At 45.8% G+C, this 21,230-nt stretch carries 17 protein-coding genes; 15 read left to right on the plus strand and 2 right to left on the minus strand.

Annotated elements, in window-relative coordinates:
- Positions 1–20: 20 nt before the first annotated feature.
- The 5 genes from M1D71_RS12040 (at position 21) to M1D71_RS12060 (ending at position 6,077) form a co-directional block, all read left to right on the plus strand.
- Positions 21–689: a response regulator transcription factor gene (locus M1D71_RS12040; protein ID WP_458126624.1), complete on the plus strand. Its 669-nt coding sequence runs from the start codon at positions 21–23 to the stop codon at positions 687–689.
- 2 nt (positions 690–691) lie between these two features.
- A complete protein-coding gene (locus tag M1D71_RS12045) occupies positions 692–2,023 on the plus strand; it encodes an ATP-binding protein (RefSeq protein ID WP_458126625.1) in 1,332 nt (443 codons plus the stop codon).
- Positions 2,024–2,239: 216 nt separating this feature from the next.
- A complete protein-coding gene (locus tag M1D71_RS12050) occupies positions 2,240–4,075 on the plus strand; it encodes a UbiD family decarboxylase (protein WP_458126626.1) in 1,836 nt (611 codons plus the stop codon).
- A 286-nt stretch (positions 4,076–4,361) separates the two neighbouring features.
- Entirely contained in the window at positions 4,362–5,453 is a 1,092-nt protein-coding gene (locus tag M1D71_RS12055) for an HD-GYP domain-containing protein (RefSeq protein ID WP_458126627.1), read from the plus strand.
- Positions 5,454–5,612: 159 nt separating this feature from the next.
- A complete protein-coding gene (locus M1D71_RS12060; RefSeq protein WP_458126628.1) occupies positions 5,613–6,077 on the plus strand; it encodes an SRPBCC family protein in 465 nt (154 codons plus the stop codon).
- A 43-nt stretch (positions 6,078–6,120) separates the two neighbouring features.
- Here M1D71_RS12060 and M1D71_RS12065 read toward each other — a convergent pair whose 3' ends face one another.
- Positions 6,121–7,332, minus strand: coding sequence for an MFS transporter (locus M1D71_RS12065; RefSeq protein ID WP_458126629.1), 1,212 nt, complete (start codon positions 7,330–7,332; stop codon positions 6,121–6,123).
- A 232-nt stretch (positions 7,333–7,564) separates the two neighbouring features.
- On the opposite strand from M1D71_RS12065, the gene M1D71_RS12070 reads away from it, so the two are divergent.
- Both M1D71_RS12070 and M1D71_RS12075 read left to right on the plus strand, forming a co-directional pair.
- Positions 7,565–8,146: a TetR/AcrR family transcriptional regulator gene (locus tag M1D71_RS12070; protein WP_458126630.1), complete on the plus strand. Its 582-nt coding sequence runs from the start codon at positions 7,565–7,567 to the stop codon at positions 8,144–8,146.
- A 160-nt stretch (positions 8,147–8,306) separates the two neighbouring features.
- Positions 8,307–9,275, plus strand: a complete 969-nt coding sequence (locus M1D71_RS12075; protein WP_458126631.1) for a D-2-hydroxyacid dehydrogenase family protein — start codon at positions 8,307–8,309, stop codon at positions 9,273–9,275.
- A gap of 175 nt (positions 9,276–9,450) precedes the next feature.
- On the opposite strand, the gene M1D71_RS12080 is transcribed toward M1D71_RS12075, so the two are convergent.
- Positions 9,451–10,488, minus strand: coding sequence for a LacI family DNA-binding transcriptional regulator (locus M1D71_RS12080; RefSeq protein WP_458126632.1), 1,038 nt, complete (start codon positions 10,486–10,488; stop codon positions 9,451–9,453).
- Positions 10,489–10,784: 296 nt separating this feature from the next.
- Here M1D71_RS12080 and M1D71_RS12085 point away from each other — a divergent pair, with 296 nt between their 5' ends.
- From M1D71_RS12085 to M1D71_RS12120, 8 genes are all read left to right on the plus strand, one after another.
- Positions 10,785–11,834, plus strand: coding sequence for a 2,3-butanediol dehydrogenase (locus M1D71_RS12085; RefSeq protein ID WP_458126633.1), 1,050 nt, complete (start codon positions 10,785–10,787; stop codon positions 11,832–11,834).
- Between the two features lie 180 nt (positions 11,835–12,014).
- Positions 12,015–13,328, plus strand: coding sequence for a hypothetical protein (locus tag M1D71_RS12090; protein ID WP_458126634.1), 1,314 nt, complete (start codon positions 12,015–12,017; stop codon positions 13,326–13,328).
- Positions 13,329–13,652: 324 nt separating this feature from the next.
- Positions 13,653–14,756: an NADH:flavin oxidoreductase gene (locus tag M1D71_RS12095; RefSeq protein ID WP_458126635.1), complete on the plus strand. Its 1,104-nt coding sequence runs from the start codon at positions 13,653–13,655 to the stop codon at positions 14,754–14,756.
- A 400-nt stretch (positions 14,757–15,156) separates the two neighbouring features.
- The gene (nagZ, locus tag M1D71_RS12100) at positions 15,157–16,473 is read left to right on the plus strand and encodes a beta-N-acetylhexosaminidase (protein WP_458126636.1); all 1,317 of its coding nucleotides are present in this window, start codon (positions 15,157–15,159) and stop codon (positions 16,471–16,473) included.
- A 41-nt stretch (positions 16,474–16,514) separates the two neighbouring features.
- Positions 16,515–17,219, plus strand: a complete 705-nt coding sequence (locus tag M1D71_RS12105; RefSeq protein ID WP_091031246.1) for a response regulator transcription factor — start codon at positions 16,515–16,517, stop codon at positions 17,217–17,219.
- Entirely contained in the window at positions 17,216–18,199 is a 984-nt protein-coding gene (locus M1D71_RS12110) for a sensor histidine kinase (RefSeq protein ID WP_458126637.1), read from the plus strand. Before M1D71_RS12105 ends, M1D71_RS12110 begins: the two co-directional genes overlap by 4 nt.
- Before the next feature lie 311 nt (positions 18,200–18,510).
- Positions 18,511–19,281: an ABC transporter ATP-binding protein gene (locus M1D71_RS12115; protein ID WP_458126638.1), complete on the plus strand. Its 771-nt coding sequence runs from the start codon at positions 18,511–18,513 to the stop codon at positions 19,279–19,281.
- Positions 19,256–21,214 (plus strand): FtsX-like permease family protein, encoded by a 1,959-nt coding sequence (locus M1D71_RS12120; protein WP_458126639.1) that lies wholly within the window; start codon positions 19,256–19,258, stop codon positions 21,212–21,214. The genes M1D71_RS12115 and M1D71_RS12120 overlap by 26 nt, the downstream gene beginning before the upstream one ends.
- The last annotated feature ends 16 nt before the right edge of the window (positions 21,215–21,230 follow it).

A 21,230-nucleotide genomic window follows, 5' to 3' on the forward strand; every position in this document is an offset into this window, starting at 1 on the left:
GCGGAAAGGATAATGGACACATGAACACAATTCTGGTGGTGGACGATGATTCCCATATCCGCAAATTAATCCGAATCTATCTTGAAAAAAATCAATTTTCCGTGCTGGAAGCACCAGACGGTCGAGAGGCGTTAGATATTCTCTCTCATACGAAAGTTGATCTGGCGATTGTCGATGTAATGATGCCGCGAATAGACGGCATTGAACTGACGGAAGATATCCGATCTTACCTGGATATTCCGATCCTGATGGTGACTGCCAAGGGAGAATCCAAGGACAAAGTCAGAGGATTTAATGCAGGATCAGACGATTACCTCGTTAAACCTTTTGATCCAGTGGAATTAATCCTGCGTGTGAAATCATTACTGAAACGATATAACAAAAGTGCATCGAACATCATTCAGATCGGCGGTGTAACCATTGATTTGGGCAATCTGATGGTCGCTGCCGACGGGCGAACCATCGAATTGAAAAAGAAGGAATGTGAATTGTTATTTTCTCTGGCAAGCTCGCCAGGGAAAATATTCACACGTACACAGCTTATAGATGATTTATGGGGCATGGATTACGAAGGTGATGAGCGTACGGTTGACGTACATGTCAAACGGTTAAGGGAACGGTTGGAACCTGTAACTGAACTGTCGATTTCGACGATCAGAGGTCTTGGATATCGGCTGGAGCGTACATGAAGATGTTGAGGAAAAGCCTGCGACTTCGAATCGTAGCTACGTTTATCGGAATTGTTCTGGTGAGTTTGATTCTCTCCTTTATGCTGAATAGCGGGTCCCAAGAGAAAACGCCGAATCGTTTTATGGTTACTTTTGCTGAAGACATCGCTGCACTGATTAACCTGATCGATGATCCGGAAAAAGTGAAATCAAGCATGGATATCTTTGCCCGGTACGGCTTGAACATTACTCCGGTGAATGAACAAAGTGAAGTGTTATCTTCCTTGGCAGAGGACAAAGTTCATTCGTTATTTGAGGAGGGTACAACCGATGCTATGTTTCTATCCAGTAAAGATGGCATTGCGACCATAGGTGTTCCCGGAACGAACGAGGGGATAGGCAAATTTCTGATTCAAAGCGATTTTTCCTCTCTTTTTCATACGCTGCGAAACACGCTCTTAACTTCATTGTTAACGGTTCTGATCATTGGGAGTTTATTAATCCTGTTTATGTCAGGATACATTGTGAAACCGATTAAGAGGTTAACCGTTGCCGCGAAGGAGATGTCATCAGGGGATCTTTCGGTGCGGTTAAAACATAATAAACAGGATGAGTTTGGCGAACTGATGGAGAGTTTTAATCATATGGCTAGTGAGTTGCAGAAAATAGATTCTGTTCGTGATGACTTTGTCAGTAACGTCTCTCATGAAATGCAGTCTCCGCTAACATCGATTAGAGGGTTTACCAGAGCGCTGCAAGACGGCGTTATTCCATTAGAAGAGCAGAAAGAACATCTGGATATCATCTATGAGGAAACGCTGCGCTTATCGAGGCTCAGTGATAATCTGCTTCGGCTAGCCTCGCTAGATTCGGAGCATCATCCGGTTCATCTCACCACATTCCAATTGGATGAACAATTAAGAAGGGCGATCCTATTGGCGGAGCCTCAGTGGGCGCCGAAGGACATACAGATCGAACTGGACTTGTTGCCCTGCGAGATCACAGTGGACAAGGATTTGTTTGATCAGGTCTGGCAGAATTTAATAAACAATGCGATCAAGTACACTGGTTCACAGGGTACCATTCATGTCGAAATTGAGACGTCATCTTCATTTGTGAAGGTGCTGATTAGAGATTCTGGACAAGGCATATCTGAGGACGCCCTTCCGTATATCTTTGATCGGTTCTATATGGTGGACAAAGCGCGAAGCAGCTCGCTTCGAGGTAACGGGTTAGGGTTATCCATTGTCATTAAAATTCTGAAATTGCATCAATGTACAATTGATGTCGAGAGCGAAGTAGGAAAAGGTACGCAATTTATTGTCACGATTCCCAGATCGGTCATTAAATCTTAAGGCAAGCCATAATAGAGAGCAGCAATATGGAAACAATCGGTCCCTGTGAGTTCAGGATTCAGATTGCTACCATATTGCTTTTTTTGATATTTGTCTAGGCGATAGATTTTCATATATAGTTTTGTTTAGCCACGGATCTTTTGATAATATAGAAGAGACGTTATGTGAATCTATGAACTTAATTAAATTTAATCATATAGAGAATGGAGCCATTCAATGAAATATCGCAATATGGAAGATTGTATTAACGATCTGGAGCAGCATGGTCATTTGATTCGGGTCAAAGAAGAGGTTGATCCTCATCTGGAGATGGCAGCGATCCATATGAAAGTGCACGAGGCTAAAGGCCCGGCTTTGTTATTCGAAAATGTAAAAGGCTCGAAGTTCCAGGCCGTATCGAATCTGTTCGGCACGGTGGAACGAAGCAAATTCATGTTCCGTGGTACGCTCGAAGGCGTACAACGGGTGATGGCTGTTCGTGACGATCCCATGAAGGCGCTTAAGACGCCATTTCAGCATGTCCGCACAGGTCTGGCTGCATGGCAAGCTTTGCCGAAACAGAAGTCTATTAGTCTACCCGTGTCTGCTCAAGAGATTCAAATTTCGGACCTGCCGCTAATCAAGCACTGGCCGATGGATGGTGGAGCATTTGTGACGCTACCACAGGTTTATTCGGAAGACCCGGACAAACCAGGAATTATGAATTCAAACTTGGGGATGTACCGGGTTCAACTGGATGGCAATGATTTTGAAATGAACAAGGAAATTGGATTGCACTATCAGATTCATCGCGGAATTGGTATACATCAAGCCAAGGCGGTCAAAAAGGGAGAACCACTGAAAGTCAGCATTTTCATCGGGGGTCCACCGGCACATACACTCTCCGCGGTTATGCCTTTGCCTGAAGGACTCAGTGAGATGACATTTGCCGGCCTGCTCGCAGGACGTCGCTTCCGGTACAGTTACAAGGATGGATATTGCATCAGCAATGATGCCGATTTTGTCATTACGGGTGATATCTACCCAGGCGAGACGAAGCCTGAAGGCCCGTTTGGTGATCACTTGGGATACTACAGTCTGACGCATGAATTCCCGTTAATGCGAGTGCATAAAGTCTATGCCAAACCTAATGCCATCTGGCCGTTTACGGTTGTGGGTCGTCCACCGCAAGAGGATACAGCGTTTGGTGATTTGATACATGAGATTACAGGAGACGCGATCAAACAGGAGATTCCGGGCGTCAAAGAAGTGCATGCAGTCGATGCAGCCGGAGTGCATCCGTTGCTGTTCGCTATTGGTAGTGAACGTTACACGCCTTATCAGGCCGTGAAGCAGCCGACAGAGTTGCTTACGATTGCCAATCGCATTTTGGGTACGGGTCAGCTCAGTTTGGCGAAGTACCTGTTTATTACTGCTGAGGATCAGCAGCCTTTGGACACCCATAAGGAAGTTGAATTCCTGACCTATATCTTGGAGCGCATGGATATGCAACGGGATATTCATTTCTATACGCATACGACGATTGATACACTGGATTACTCGGGTACCGGGCTGAACAGCGGTAGCAAGGTTGTTTTTGCAGCGTATGGCGACAAGGTTCGGGATCTGTGCACGGATGTGCCAGAGTCTTTGAAGAACATTCGCGGTTATGAAAATCCGCAACTCATCATGCCAGGGATTGTTTCGATCCAGACATCGGCCTTCACGAGTTATACGGATACAGCACAGGAGATGAAGGCATTCACATCTCTATTGAAGGAGCAGGGAGGTCTGGACTCATGTCCGATGATCATTCTCTGTGATGACAGTTCGTTCCTGAGTGCTAACCTCAGCAACTTCTTGTGGGCAACGTTTACCCGCAGCAACCCTTCACATGACATGTATGGAGTGAATAGCGGGTATGACCACAAACACTGGGGCTGTGATCAGATTATTATTGATGCGCGCACCAAACCGCACCAGGCACCGCCGCTGATCCCCGATGCTTCGGTGGAGAAGAGTATTGAACGTTTATTTGTTAAAGGAGCAAGTCTGGAATCAATTAAAATCTAATTTTGGGATGTTGTAAGAAGTTCAAACGGAAGTGTTTGGACTTCTTTTGCTTACTCTGATCCAGTCAATAGACACCAAAAAGTGTCTACATGTTCAAAACCGGGACTAATTTGGATTCAGGAGTGAGGATAAAGTCTTATATGTTCGTATTTACCTTCGCGATTAAGGTCGTTTGAACTATGTATGAAATGAAGAATTATAACGATATAAAGAAGTATAGGTATTTTTGTGGACCCGATCCATTGGGTGCTGTTACTATAATGAATTGTTCAGGGGGAATACCGATTTGAGAATCCATATTATGAACCTGCAAGACGGAGACCGTCTGACTGCAGATACATTCAGCGATGCAGGATTACACGTTCTCGGGAAGGGGACTGTAATCAAAAGTGAGGATATCTCCTTGCTCATGCAGCACCGTGTAGATTATGTAGATATTGAATCACGCGAAGAGGAAATTACTGAGGCCGAGTTTTTTGCTGCAGCGGCAAAGCATGCTTCCGGGTCAACCACAAGCACCAAGGAAGAGCCGCCTGAAGAAGAGATGAAGTCCCAATTTATTCAGACAGTACATAATTATCAAAATGCTTTTCTTGAAGCTCTGACCGTTGGCAAGTTCAACGCCACCATGGTGGATGACGCACTGCAACCGATGGTTGAGGGACTGGATGAGCAGAAAGATGTGGTTCATCTCCTGATGATGCTGGAGCGGGATGACGTGAATAACTATACACATTCAATCCAGGTAGGATTGTTGTCCTTCTACCTCGCGAACTGGCTTGGGTATTCTCAGAAGGAAAGTTATCAGATTAGTCGTGGTGGCTATCTGCATGACATCGGAAAGTGCAAAGTATCCCACCGGATCCGTAACAAGACAGAACCGTTGACGGCTGATGAGCAGCTTGAAATGCAACGTCATACGATCTATGGCCATGATATTATCAAAAATTCCATGACGGATGAAGCGACGGCATTGGTTGCCCTGCAGCATCACGAGCGGGAAGATGGTTCCGGTTATCCGATGCAATTGAAAAAAGAAGAGATTCATCCCTACACCCAGATTGTATCTGTAGCCGATATCTATATTGGCATGAGATCCGGGAATCACGGAGGCAGCAATCCGAACCTGATCAACAACCTTAGAGATATCTATGGTATGGGATTTGGTAAATTGAATGAAAAGCCGGTTCAGGCATTAATGCAACATTTGCTTCCTAATTTCATTGGTAAACAGGTTTTACTCAGCAACGGAGAAAAAGGTGTTATTGTCATGAACAATACATCTGATATTTTCAAACCGCTCATCAAAGTAGAGTCTGAGGAATATCGTGATCTCTCCAAAGAGCGTACACTTGCCATTGATGAATTACTTATTTGATCTAAATATTATCTGTATTCCTTACTTATATTGAGAACGGGCCTCCTGCACTAAGACAGGGGACCCGTTTTTTGTTGCATCATCCATGATGTGTTGTTCAAGCAAAAAAGCAGGAGTATACTTTGCAAAGATCATATTTTTCCTATGGGAGCGATTGCCATGATTGAAGTAACAACCGAGATTACGATACATGCCTCGATTGAACGGTGCTTCGACGCTGCCCGGGACATTGATGTACATACTCAGACCGTCTGGAAACATACGAGAGAGCGAGCAGTTGCAGGAGTAACAACAGGAAGAATTGGAGCAGGGGATACAGTTACATTTCAGGCTACTCATTTTGGTGTAAGACAGAAGCTGAAGTCCCGTATTGTGCAGTTTGAACGACCTTTCCTTTTTGTGGATCAGATGGAGAAAGGGGCTTTCAAGAGTATGCGACATGAACATCATTTCAGCGTAATTGGAGATCAGATGACTTTCATGAGAGATACCCTTCGCTTCGAAGCTCCACTTGGATTGCTGGGATGGGCAACCGAACGACTTGTATTGAAGAGATACATGCAGGCATTTCTGGAGAGCCGCAATCGTAAGCTCAAAGAGATGCTTGAACAGCATTCAGATTGATTGAATAAGCAACCCTTTTTATAGTTGTCTGGAATAAGTTGGGCTAATTCCGATGCATATAACGATCGATCATCCAGAACAGAAGGGCTGCTGCGCTAACACCAGCACCTAACCAGCAAACAGCTGTCCACCCCGCCCATGCATATACCTGTGTAGAGGCAATCGAGCCGGTCGCACTGCCAATGGAATAAAAGATCATATAAGCTGCGGTCAGGCGACTCTGTGCTTCAGGACGAACTTCGTAGATCAGGGTCTGGTTGGTAACATGTATTGCCTGAACGGCGAGATCGAGAAGGATAACGCCCAGAATCAGGAACCACAGAGATTGATGGACATAACCGATGGGCAGCCAGGACAAGAGTAGAATGACAAGAGAGATACCCGTTGTTTTTTGCCCAAGTCCCCGATCAGCGAGCTTACCTGCACGGGCAGCGGCCAGTGCTCCAGCCGCTCCTGCTAGACCGAATGCACCTATGACCGTATGAGACAGGGACAGTGGAGGGCTACTTAGTGGCAGAACCATGGAAGTCCACAAGATGCTGAAGGCTGTAAAAATGAGCATAGCCAGAACACCGCGTACTCGTAATACAGGCAACTCACGGTACAGTAGCAAGACAGATCTGAGTAATTGGAAGTAACTTTGTTTCATTCGTTGGGGTTGCTGCCTTGGGAGAACAAGAAAAAGGGCAAGAATGCCGAGTAAGGTAAGACTGGCAGAGAAGAGATATACCGATCTCCAGCCGAGCCAATCGTTCAGCGTACCTGCAACAGTTCGTGCAAGTAAAATGCCGATGACGATTCCGCTGGTTACCTGTCCGACAATGCGGCCACGTTCTGAAGGGGCTGCCAAGTATGCAGCAAAGGCAACCAATGTTTGCGTAATGACGGCTAATAAACCAACAACAGCCATCCCCATGAACAACAGGGAACTGGATTGTGCGGTTCCTACGAGAACCAGCGCAAGCACGGATAAGAGCATTTGAATGATGATCAGCTTGCGGCGGTTCAAGAGGTCACCAAGTGGAACGAGAAGAAACAGCCCCAGGGCATAACATATTTGAGTTACTGTGATGACAATCCCTATGGAGGATGGAGAGATACCGAATTCCTGGGCAATGGAGTCCAGCAAAGGCTGAGCATAATAGATATTGGCCACTGCGAGTCCGCTGCACACGGCAAAGAGTAGAGCGACTAAACTTGACATGGCGGGACGATCTTTGTTGGATAACTGTGCATCTGAAGAAGAAGTTTGCATAAATGGATTTCACCTTTCTATTTTGTACCGATTGGTATGATATGATTCCGCATAACCATACTTTAATTCTGGGAATTCTGTCAACAGAGAAGTGGGTGAAGAGTTAAAAAATTATTGAATTACACTGTGTGTCTGAAAATACTTACTTCTGTGTTAATTTAGCTTTGACTTCTTACTTGGGATGAGATTACAATATAATAAATACTGATCGATACATAAAGAGGTGGATTGTATGGTTAGACAACGGGAATTTGATACGGATAAAGCACTTGATGCAGCGATGCACACATTTTGGGATAAGGGGTTCGAAGCTGCATCTTTGAGTGATTTGACGACTGCAATGGGCATTCAACGTCCCAGTCTGTATGCAGCCTTTGGGGATAAAAAGGAATTATTCGAAACAGCGCTGCGACGGTATACCACTCAGCATGCGGCTCAAATCAGAGCCAGACTTCAACAGGGCAGCTCTGTGCGAGAAGCCTTTCGTGGACTGTTTGAACATATTGGAGCAGAGGGAAGTGTAACCGAGCCCAGTCATGGCTGTTTTTGCATTAATACGATGGTTGAACTGGCTCCGCATGATCCCAAATTCGCTGTCCTTACACGAGAGCATCAGATGTATCTGGGTGTTCTTTTCAAGGAAACGATAGAACGGGGGCAACAGAGCGGGGAGTTGTCTACTGACATGAACGCGAGTGCGGTCGCACAGTCTCTGGTTGTATCCATGATTGGATTAACTGTATTGATGAAATCGGGGCCAGAGCGCTTGTTTGTAGAGCAGAGCATTCAGGTTACGTTGTCTTTGCTGAATTAATAGGGGAATGACCCTGTTTAAAGTGATGCAGAGTATTTCAATATAGGAGGGTTTTAGAAGTCGCTTCCCTGCGCTATCTATGTCTGATGGCATTGGGCAGATTAAGCCGAAGTTGCTACAATATAGATAAGAATGGAGCAGATATAGGAGGAGATCGGGAATGGATATGAAGTTGCGCTGTGCCGTTTTGGATGATTATCAGAACGTCGCGCTGACGTCAGCGGACTGGAGTCCGTTGATGGATCGGGTAGAGATTCAGACATTCAATAACTATATGGGCTCGGAAGAGAAAGTCATTCAGGAATTGCAGGATTTCGATATGGTGGTCCTCATGCGGGAACGTACACCGTTTCCGGAGGGGGTCATTTCTCAGCTCCCCCGGCTAAAACTGCTGATTACAAGTGGTATGCGCAATGCGTCCATAGACCTCAGGGCTGCAGAGCAGCACGGGGTCATTGTGTGTGGAACGGAGGGAAGCTCCAATCCGCCAACAGAACTTACCTGGGCTCTTATACTGGGACTGTCCAGACAGCTGGTTACGGAAAATAATGCACTTCGCTCCAATCGAAACTGGCAGAGCACTGTAGGCATGGATCTGCATGGTAGAACACTTGGATTGCTCGGTTTGGGGAAAATAGGTACTCGTATGGCTGAGATCGCACAAACATTCGGCATGAATGTGATAGCCTGGAGCGAGAATCTGACACCAGAAAAAGCCGAAAAACATGGTGTGATCTGGTCTGAGACCAAGGAGCAACTCCTTGCACAGAGCGACATCGTATCCATTCATCTGGTATTAAGTGATCGTACGCGGAATCTGATCGGACAAGCTGAATTTCAACATATGAAATCCAGTGCGCTATTCATCAATACGTCGCGAGCGGGCATTGTCGATCAGGAAGCTATGGTGGAGGCATTGCAGAGTGGTGTGATTGCTGGCGCAGGTCTGGATGTATATGAGCAGGAACCGCTACCGGTTAACCATGTGATGCGAACATTGCCCAACGTCCTGGCAACACCGCATCTGGGTTATGTGACTCGTGGCAATTATGAGATCTATTATAATCATACCGTAGAAAATATAGAGATGTTTCTGAAGGGAACACCGATCAGGCAACTGCTCCCTTAGATAAACGTGTGCTGAATAACGGCTCACCTATAATTGATATGAACTCAACAATAAATAAGGTGTTGCCAGGAAATGATTATCCCTGAGCAACACCTTTTTTGTGCATCCGTGCAGCAGAAGAACTGAAGGGAAGGGATAGTCATAGCCGTAAAGTATTCCATCCCACTCACCAAGTTTACGTGTGCGGTCCATGCGAAGACGAACGAAACGTGGTAACGCTTGATTCACGAACAATTAAGCGCGGTTCAAATTGAATGTGTTCGTAATCGCTCGTGTTCATTTCCCGAATTCGTTTTAACAACAGCTCAGTAGCGAGCCTGGCGACTTCTTCCCCCATGATGGATACAGAACTAATCTGTGGAGACGAGACAGTGGTCCATTGATTATTATCCACGCCTACCACAGCCACATCTTCGGGTACACGAATCCCTAACTCCTTGAAGCGATTAACCAAACCGATGGCGACCATGTCATTAATGGCATAGACTGCATCTGGCATATGCGTAAGTCCGTAGAAATAATCTGCAGCATTGGCACCGGTATTCAAGGAAAAGTCCTCACCGAAGTAAACGAGCGAGATGTCCACGTGTCCTACGGCTTGCTCATACGCACGGAAGCGTTCTTCAATAATGTCCTTCGGTGCTCCGGCATATGCGATTCGAGTCCGGCCGATTTTGAACAGATGTTCCATCACCAATTTGCCTTCAGGTTGAGACAGAGAGACAATATCTGCCTTCATGCCCGGTTCCAGTTTCTTGCCGTAATTAATCATGGAGATGGGGAGCGGGGCTTTATCAATCAGCCCGGGTAACGTTTTGGGATACGCCAGGGGCATAAAGATTAGTCCATCCACATGCAGTTTTTTTACATTACGAATGGTTTCCAGCTCAGTTCGAGCATTGCCGGCCGTATTGATCTGCACAACATGGTATCCATGCTGCTTCGCGGTTTGCTCCACTGACCAGGAGATTTCCGGAATGATGGCGTTACGTATGTCGGGTACAACGAGTGCGATCTGGTGCGTTTGCCGAATTTTCAGACTCTGAGCGGAGGTATTGGGTACAAACCCCAGTTCTTCAATGGCTTGCATCACCTTATCCCGTGTTTTACTGCTGATGCCTTCTGTATTATTAATAGCCCGGGATACGGTAGCGATGCCCACGCCAGCACGTTCGGCCACGTCCTTGATCGTAAGTTTCTGATCTTTACTCAATGTATGGTTACCTCACTTAATCGGAAACGATTCCGGATTTTTGGGATATGTATGAATTCGCTGATAAATATATAACTTGATTATAACATTTGAGCAATGAAGTATCTCGCGTAAGGAGCAGATTCATGTTGGGGCCTATTGAGTTAAACATTAGTATTCTATATTGAGCTCGATATGATCACGATTTAGACATATTAATGGGGAAATATGTTTGACAGCGTATCTCAAATGTGACATATTTAATTTACGGAAACGTTTCCGATTGTATAAAACTTATGATCTGGGAGATGAAACAAATGAAAGCATTACGCTGGCATGGAGTCAAAGATTTACGTCTCGAAAATATTAATGAACCTCATCCTGAAGAAGGTAAGGTCAAAATAAAAGTGGAATGGTGCGGAATCTGCGGCAGTGATTTGCACGAGTACACAGCAGGTCCGATCTTCATTCCGGCTCAAGCGCCGCATCTGCTAACAGGGGAACAAGCGCCTATAGTCATGGGGCATGAATTCTCAGGACAGGTGGTAGAAGTAGGGGAAGGCGTTACACGTTTCAAGGCGGGCGATCGTGTTGTGGTAGAACCAATCTATGCCTGTGGACACTGCGAAGCTTGTAAACAGGGCAGATACAATCTGTGCGATCAGATGGGTTTCCTTGGACTCGCTGGAGGCGGAGGAGGTTTCTCCGAGTATGTAACTGCTAAAGAAAACATGGTACATGCCATACCGGATTCAATCTCGTATGAGCAAGGTGCGTTGGTTGAACCCTCAGCTGTAGCGCTTCACGCCGTGCGCCAAAGCAAACTGAAAGTGGGCGATACGGCAGCTGTGTTTGGCGCAGGCCCAATTGGACTACTAGTCATTGAAGCGCTTAAAGCTTCGGGAGCGTCGGATATTTATGTGGTGGAGTTGTCAGATGAGCGGAAAGCAAAAGCCGAAGAACTCGGTGCCATTGTGATCGATCCAATGCAGTTTAATGTAGTGGAAGAGATCCATCAACGTACTCAAGGCGGCGTTAACGTAGCCTATGAAGTAACCGGTGTTCCCCGTGTTCTGCAACAAGCCATCGATTCGACACGTATTGGTGGCGAGTTGATGATCGTCAGTATTTTTGAACAGGAAGCGCCGATCCACCCGAACTCGATTGTCATGAAAGAACGTACGGTCAATGGCATTATTGGTTATCGCGATGTATTCCCGGCGGTTATCAGTTTGATGGATAAAGGTTTCTTCCCGGCAGACAAGCTGGTGACCAAACGAATTTCGTTGGATGAAGTGGTAGAGCGTGGATTTGAAGCACTGTTGAAAGAGAAAAATCAGGTTAAGATTCTGGTGAAAGCAGAATAGAATTCACAGGTAGTGAGAACGAGTAGACAACACACCAAGTGATGTGATTGTCTACTTTTTTTGTGTAAATAGGGCGGAATTTGTTGCATGTACAGGTAGTTTTACATAGTATGAAAAGATACAAAATGTATCATCTTGGTGTGAAGGAAATTGTCTTGAAAAATGAAGGAGGAAGCGGACATGCAGAGACATACGAAATGGACAGCCGTCATTTTGACCATTGTCGCAGGAATGAGCTGGATGCTTATGGGTAACTCCAAGCCGAAAAACACTACGTCAACGAGTCAACCCCCTGCGACTGAACGTGGGCTTGCCAAGGTATCGAATGCACCGATCAGTTCAGCAGATGTAACATCGAAGATCGAACTGCTAGGCAGACCTTTTACCAAAACACCATATGCTAATAACGTCTGGGACATGCAACTGTACAACGGCAAAATATATTTGGGCCATGGGAATAGCAGCAATCTGGGCGTAGCGCCGAATTCAGGCCCTATTCCAGTCATTTATTATGATACAGCGAATGCAAAATTCAAGACCCAGTCGGTGACTAACAGCAACCCGGGCATCTTGCCATCGACGAAGATGTATGTGGATGAGGAACAGATTGATATCTACAGAGTACTAAACGACAAGTTATATATTCCTGGCAATGATTCTGATAGTGAAAAGTGGGAATTGGGCAACTTCTATCGTCTGGATGGAGAGGTGTGGACCAAATATCGCAATCTGCCGCTAGGTGTACACGTATACGATTTGGCATCTTATCAGGGCAAGATGTTTGCCGCGCTGGGTACAGATTCCAAACCAACCATATTAATCTCTCATAACGAAGGTGAGACTTGGCAGAAATATGCGACCATTAATACGTTCGGCTTCCGGGCTTATACGATGTTCCAACTCAATGGAAAATTGTATGCCTCTGGCATGATGTATCCAGCCAATAAAATATGGAATGACAAAACCAATATCCTGGAGATTAACGAAAAGCTTGAGAAACGGGATGTTGTCATCTATGGTAGTAAAATGCTGCCAGGACTCAATTATCAAAAGGGTACGATTCCTTATAACAAAATAGGTAAAAATGTTAACTTCAATAACAAGTTGCTCTATATAGCGGGAGGCGTGTTCAATGATGGGCAGCTGCTGCCCAAATCCTTGAATGTCATGACTAACATTAATCAGGCAAGGCGAGTTAATCTTCCAGATGCCAAGGCTCTTCCTACGGATGTGTTGCTACGGGACGGCAAGGTGTATGTACTCACGTACACACTTCAAAGTGCCAATCTGTACATCAACCGGGTCTACCAATCAACGGATCTGACAACATGGAATGAGATTCTGCGCTTTAATCAGGATACGTATGCCAAGTCATTCGAAGAGAATGAAGGTGACTTCTACTTCGGTCTCGGTACAGACCCTGATGTGCTGTCTACTTCGTCAGGAAAATTACTTCGAGTGAACCGCAGTGATATCCCGATGAATGCTAATTAAATTTGGAAGGAAGATTATGGATTATATACTATGCCACATCCACATTATTGGTGACCGGGAAAACATCTGAAGATGTAGTAGAGTGCGGGGAAGACTGCTTCGGCAGCGTGCAACAGAGACTGCCACAACTCTCTTTTTTGTCTATAAAATTAGTTTGAACGCCCAACTTCAAAAATTTGAAAATAAAATTAAGAAGCTATAAAATAGATAGAGAAATAACGTTAACCAGACAACTGGATTACACCTGTTACTTTATACAAAAGCGTGTCGCATTTCGTGTAAATGCGGAGTTTCATACTTCCAATTGCAAAGGAGCAATATACCATGAACGTACCTTCAGCATTATTTAAACCCTTCACCTCGGACAAGCTGACATTGTCTAACCGAATCGTTATGGCACCCATGACACGTGGATTCTCACCGGAGGGCGTACCTGGACCAGAAGTTGTGGAATATTATCGCCGCAGAGCAGCAGGTGGAGTTGGACTTATCATTACGGAAGGTACAGGCATTAATCATCCGTCTTCGGTTAGCGGGGAGAGTATTCCATTGTTCCATGGTGAAGATTCTCTGCAAGGATGGGCTAACGTAGTGAAAGCAGTACATGAAGCGGGTGGCAAAATCATGCCACAATTGTGGCATGTGGGTACAGCGCGTCGTTCCGGCGACTTGCCTAATGCAGAAGCTGAGCCGGTAAGTCCGTCAGGCGTTAGCATGGCAGGTGAACCATCACGTGAATCATTAACGGAAGATGAGATTCAAGGTCTTGTTCAGGCATTTGCCCAAGCGGCAGCAGATGCACAGCGAATCGGATTTGATGGAATTGAGCTGCACGGAGCCCATGGATATCTGATTGACCAATTCTTCTGGGAACAGACGAATCGACGGACGGACAAGTATGGTGGTGATTTGGTACGGCGAACCCAATTTGCAGTTGAAGTGATTGAAGCTTGTCGTGCGGCGGTTGGTCCTGATTTCCCAATTGTGCTCCGGTTCTCCCAATGGAAGATGGGGAATTATGAAGCACGTCTGGTGGAAACGCCAGAACAATTGGAGCAATTCTTGGCGCCACTCAGTGCTGCTGGCGTGGATATATTCCATTGCTCTACACGCCGGTTCTGGTTACCGGAATTCGAAGGTTCCGAGCTGAACCTTGCGGGTTGGACGCAAAAAATAACGGGTAAACCAGCTATTTCGGTTGGATCGGTAGGTCTTGAAGCTGAATTTGTGGATAGAGCAACCGAGAACCAGGGAACAGGGGATGCCCATCTGGATCTATTGAATGAGAAGCTGGAGAATAATGAATTTGACTTGATTGCTTTGGGCCGCGTTCTGCTCAGTGATCCGGAATGGCCTGCCAAAGTTCGTGAAGGTCGTTCATCCGAAATCATTTCGTTTACAACTGAAGTGTTGCAAACACTCCGTTAATAGAAGGTTAAGAACGTTTGGCGAAAGATGACCCAACCCTGAACGGCAACAATTTACAACGAAAGATGAAACAAAAACGAACAAATGAGCCGCCTTTGGGCGGCTTTTCGATCTACCTATACTAATAATTTCAACATATGAAAAATTCACAACAGAAAAAAATATTTCGTGCACCGTTACTCCTTGACATCGCCCCCATACATCGCACACGCGCTTAGTCACAACCCCATTAGGCTCCACATCTCAGGTCCCAAAGCAACCATTTTTTTCGCTGTAACTAAATCTGCACAACGATTTAATATCGAGCATGATTCATTTTGAAAATCCATCACCTTATGATAAGGTTATGCCTGAACCCATGGGTTGCCGAGACGACATTACATAAGGAGGATGAATATCCTTGTACGACTATAGGGACAACTCGAACAATAAACGGAGAGTACCACTGCAGATGTTGTGTATTCTACTGGGAATCGTGCTGCTTTTATCCGCATGCGGCCAAGCTCAGAAACCTTCCTCCGCAACGGATTCGAACACCGGCTCTAATACAGGGCAATCATCTTCATCGCCGGAGCAGAATACCGCTCCACCGCAGGAAGAAGTACCAGAAGAAGTCGATCCGGTGCAGGAGCAGCTCAGTTCATTAACGTTAGAAGAGAAGATTGGACAGATGATACTGGCCGGTGTTCAAGGGACAACGCTGGACGATCAGGCCAAGCAGATGATTACAGAACAAAAAGTAGGGGGCATTATATTTTATGCCAATAATGTAACGACACTTGAGGGAACAGCCAAGTTAGTACAATCCATCAAGGAAGCGAATCAGTCGAACCCGGTACCGATCTTCATGAGCGTAGATCAGGAGGGCGGTAAAGTCAGCCGTATGCCCGAGACGGTAGAGTCCATTCCTTCCAATGGGAAGGTAGGGCGGACGAAAGATAGCGCGCTTGCTGAAACGATGGGGGAATTGCTGGCCAGACAAGTTCAGCTTGTGGGTTTTAATGTGGACTTTGCTCCCGTGCTGGATGTGAACAGCAACCCGAAGAACCCGGTCATTGGAGATCGTTCATTCGGCAGCTCGGCAGAACTGGTGTCGCGTATGGGGATTGCTGAGATGAAAGGTCTGCGAAGTGAAGGCATTATTCCGGTAGTGAAACATTTTCCGGGTCATGGTGATACGTCCGTGGATTCCCATCTCGATCTGCCTGTCGTGAATAAAACGGAAAAAGAACTGGCCGAGCTTGAATGGATTCCATTCCAGGCCGCAGTGAAAGAGCAAGTGGAGGCCGTCATGGTTGCACACATTTTGTTCCCGAAGCTGGATCCGGATCATCCGGCCTCCTTATCCGATGTCATTATTGGTGAACATCTGCGCGGAAAATTCAAGTATGACGGTGTGGTCATCACAGATGACCTGAGTATGGGAGCAATCGCGAAGAACTTCAAGCTGGACGAAGCTGCTCTAGCAACTGTTAAAGCAGGAAGTGACATTCTGTTGGTCGCTCACAGTTATGAGAGTGCCAAGACGATTTTTGATACACTCATGAGTGCGGTGAAGTCAGGTGAGATCTCTGAGTCTCGAATCGATGAAAGTGTACGTCGTATCCTGGCATTGAAGCAACAATACAAGTTGTCGGATGATCAGACAGCTTCCGGAGACCTGAAGCAATTGAACGCAGATATTGTGGATTGGCGTAAGCAAATCGATGCTCGATAATAAATCCTGTGATATGATTTTGGCAGAGGTGAGATCCAACAATGTATACCATTATGATTATAGAGGACGATCCCAAGATTGCGGGATTATTAAAATCTCATATTGAGCGTTATGGAGACAGGGCCGTATTGGTCGAGGATTTTGAGATGATTGTACAGCAGTTTGAGCAGGTACAGCCGCATGTGGTGCTGCTGGATATCAACTTGCCCAGCTACGATGGTTTCTATTGGTGTCGCCAGATTCGTACTCTGTCTACATGCCCGATTCTGTTTATCTCCGCGCGGAGTGGAAAGATGGATCAGGTCATGGCTCTGGAGAATGGGGCGGATGATTATATCACGAAGCCATTTGAGCATGAGATTGTTATAGCCAAAATTCGTAGTCAGCTGCGTAGGGTATATGGGGATTACGCTGCACGTGACGAAGAACGCAAGGTGGAACTGGACGGCTTGGTCGTGTACTTGGAAAGACTGGAGATTCAGCTCGGTGATCGCAAAGTGCAGCTGACGAAGAAGGAAACCATTCTGCTGGAAACGTTACTGCGCCGCAGTCCCAAGCTGGTGAGCAGAGAGACAATCTTGGAGAAGCTGTGGGATGACTCTTTTGTGGATGACAACACACTTAGCGTTAACGTTACTCGGGTACGTAAGCGATTAGCCGAGCTTGGCATTACGGATGCACTGGAAACGGTCAGAGGTTCGGGTTATCGACTGAACAATAACTGGAAAGCCTCTTCTCCATCATGAGATTGTTTATAAGAGAACATCTTGCTTTAACTTGCTGGGTTATTGCCATCTTGTTCACCGTTGTTGCGGTGTTCTGGTATGACGGTTACAACGATTGGATCACGGCTGGTTATGCCGTAGCATTGGGATTATTTTTGTACGTTGGATATTTGGTGTATCGTTATTATTCACATCGTTCTTTTTATGCCCGGATGTCACGATCGATGGATTCGCTGAAGGAGTTTGTACCATTGAACGAAACAAGTCCTTTATCACTGGCGCTGGAGAAGCTGCTGGATTCACAATACGGACAGTATCATGCTCATCTGCATCGGCTGGAACAGCGGCAGCAAGAATATCTGACGTTCATGAATCAGTGGGTACATCAGATGAAAACACCGTTATCCGTCATTGAGTTGACCGTGGAAGATCAGGAGGATGACGATCCTCGGCTCATAAGCATTCGGGAGGAAGCGGACCAGATGAGACGAGGTTTGGAGACTGTGCTGTATGTGGCTCGCTTAGATACCTTCGAACAGGATTTTAGTGTTGAACCTGTGATACTGAAGACCGCTGGAGAAGAGGCGATCCATGAGCTGAAGCGATTCTTCATCCGCAATCACGTCTATCCAGAGATGCATATAGAACCTTCCCTGGTTGTGCAATCCGATGCCAAGTGGCTTCGTTTCGTCCTGGTGCAGTTACTGTCCAATGCAATCAAGTACTCCGCGGGCAGCGGGCAAAAGATCCATATGCGTGCGTATGAAGCGGAACGCTCCATCATGCTGGAAGTGCAGGATCAAGGTATCGGGATTCCGAAGTCTGATCTGAATCGGGTATTCCAGCCTTTCTTCACCGGGGAGAACGGGCGGCATTTCAAGGAGTCCACAGGCATGGGGCTGTATATTGCAAAAGAAGTGCTGACGCGAATGAATCATCGGATCGATCTTGAATCCGTGTACGGTGAAGGAACGACCGTCCGAATTACATTCAACTCCTGAGAGGCAGGTTGAAGATAAGATTGGGACGTGAGTTGTGTATTTTTGTTGAAGAAGTGTCAGTGGAGTATGAATTACAGTGTAAGTGTGAGTATAGACGTCTATTGCCTGGTCGGGGCGAAGGCGTCTTTTTGATTTCCATGATGCAACCTTACAACATTGTCATGTTGATGAAAGGTTAAACCATAGGAGAATGGCCGAAACTTCGATAGACTGTAGTCAGAAGATCACAGGAAAGGCCACGCGCTATACGCATGCACACAGCATGAATGTAACTTGATTTTGAATTCATACATCACTAAGGAGTTGTAACCATGGAGATTTGTTCTGTGAAACAGATCAGTAAAATCTACAAAGGCATCGTATCTTATGAAGCGTTATCAGGTATTGACCTCAGTATTCAGGAAGGTGAGTTTGTTGGCATCATGGGACCATCGGGTAGTGGCAAAACAACACTGCTGAACATGATCTCAACCATTGATCATCCAACATCAGGCGAACTGCGAATTGCAGGGAAGAATCCGTTTGAATTGAATCAGGACGAACTCGCGCTGTTCCGGCGCAAAGAGCTTGGATTTGTTTTTCAATCGTTCAATCTGTTAAATACACTGACAGTCAAGGAAAACATTGTGCTGCCACTGACTCTTGACGGTGTTTCGCTAGCAGAGATGAACACACGTGTGGAACTACTGGCAAGCAAGCTCGGGATCGAAAGTATTCTGAACAAACGGACATATGAGATATCAGGAGGACAGGCACAGCGTACTGCCATTGCCAGAGCGCTTATCCATTCTCCGAAGCTGATTCTGGCTGATGAGCCAACAGGCAACCTGGATTCGAAGGCGGCAAGAGATGTGATGGAGATTCTCGAAACCCGCAATCAGGAGGATCAGGCTACGATGCTATTGGTCACCCATGATGCAGTAGCCGCAAGTTATTGCAGTCGGGTTGTCTTTATCAAGGATGGCAAACTGTACAATGAAATTCACTACGGCGATAATCGTGCAGCCTTTTACCAGAAGATTATTAATGTATTATCCCTAATGGGAGGGTCAGGACATGAATTTTCGCCAGTTCGCCATTAATAACGTTGTTCGCAACAAACGAATATATCTGGCTCATTTTCTGAGCAGTACATTTTCCGTTATGATCTTTTTTACTTACGCATTGCTCCTGTTCCATCCTGATCTGAAAGCGGGGTTAAAGGGATCAAGTGGTACGGTTACGTTGCTTGCGAATCAGGGGTTTATGATTGCAGAGATCATTATATTCATCTTTTCATTCCTGTTCCTGCTTTATTCCGTTGGTTCATTTCTGAAGACGCGCAAGAAAGAATTTGGTATTTTCCTGATCATTGGCATGACACGTAAACAGATGAACAGGCTTCTGTTTATGGAGAACATGTGTATCGGATTAGCTTCCATTGTTACCGGTATCGGACTCGGAATTATTTTCGGCAAATTGATCCTGCTGATCTGTGGCTCCATGCTGGCTGTCGAGAATAGCCTTCGATTCTATTTTCCACTAAAAGGCATTGCCCTGACGGCTGGTGCATTTCTGCTCCTGTTTGTTGTTATCGCGATGTCATCATCCTTGCTCATCCGCAAAGGAACTCTCATTGACCTTGTGAAATCAGAGGAAAAACCAAAACCGGAACCCAAAGCATCACGTCTGCTCGCCTTGTTATCAGTATTGTTAATTGGCGGGGGCTATGCAGGAGTATTCACTTTTGTATGGATAAGCTTCTCGTTTCCGTTATTACTCGCAAGTGTCGTGGTCGTTATTGCAGGTACGTACTTTCTGTTCACGCAGCTCAGTGTATACATCATTCGGGCACTCAAAAGAAATCCAAGGTTGTTTTTCCGTAAAACCAATCTGCTCTTCCTATCTGAACTTACCTATCGAATGAAAGATAACGCGATCATGTTTTTCATGGTAAGTATCATCTCGGCTTCTTCATTTACGGGAATTGGCACCATGCTCGCGATTGCTGACCCGGGGTTGTCGTCCATGTCGAATCCGTATGCATTCACGTACATGAATTCGTGGGATACTCCCGAGTCAGAGCGACATATTCGGCAGATTGAAGAAACGTTGATTGATCATGAAGTTCCCTACGTGAAGGGCAGTTATGCTCCTATATATGAAAATAACAATGGAAATATTATCAAGCTAAGTGATTATAACCGTCTGGCGAAGGCACTTGGGTATGAAGAACGTACATTGAAACAGGTCGATGAGTCATTTATGACACCAAGCAATTTGGCGGTTCGTAAGAAGTACCGTGATCAGGCCGAACAAGGATTCTCAGGGACGGAGGTCAATCTGGAGATTGATAATCGGTCGGAACAGATTCGGCTAGTGACACCTGGTACCGATATTGTGATTCCTTTTCAAAATGAAATTAATCTCTACGTCGTAACCGACGAATTGTTTGATAAGTTGAGACCAGCGTATAACCAGGAAGTGGGGATGCCTGAAGATTTCTATTCCAACCGTACGACTCAATTTGTGGTAAAAGATTGGATGAGTACACGCAGCTTCGCTCCTGAACTAATCGAATCCATTCAAAAGGATCAATCCGATCGAGGTTATTTCGAGATCAGCGCGCTTGTGGTGGACTGGCTTAATTCCAAACAAACGAACGGGATCATTCTGATCTTGAGCGGCCTGATTGGCATTGTTTTCTTCACCTTTGCAGCAAGTTTCACGTATTTCAGACTCTACGCAGATCTAGAACGGGATGAAGCGCAGTATCGCATGATTGGCAAAATGGGACTGAGTCGTCCCGAACTCCGCAAGATCGTAACAAGGCAGCTATTGCTTATGTTCTTCCTGCCGATTCTGGTTGCGGTCATCCACAGTTCGGTTGCCTTTGTAGCGTTGCAGCAACTGGTTGATTTCTCGGTCTTTGGATACAGCCTGCGTATCTTCATGGTGTTTGCTTCCATGCAGATCTTGTATTTTGCACTCGTGCGCTGGCGGTATCTGCGTCATATGTATTCCAAGTTAGTCTAAAAAACGGATGATCCAA

This window comes from Paenibacillus sp. Z3-2 (assembly GCF_054161325.1).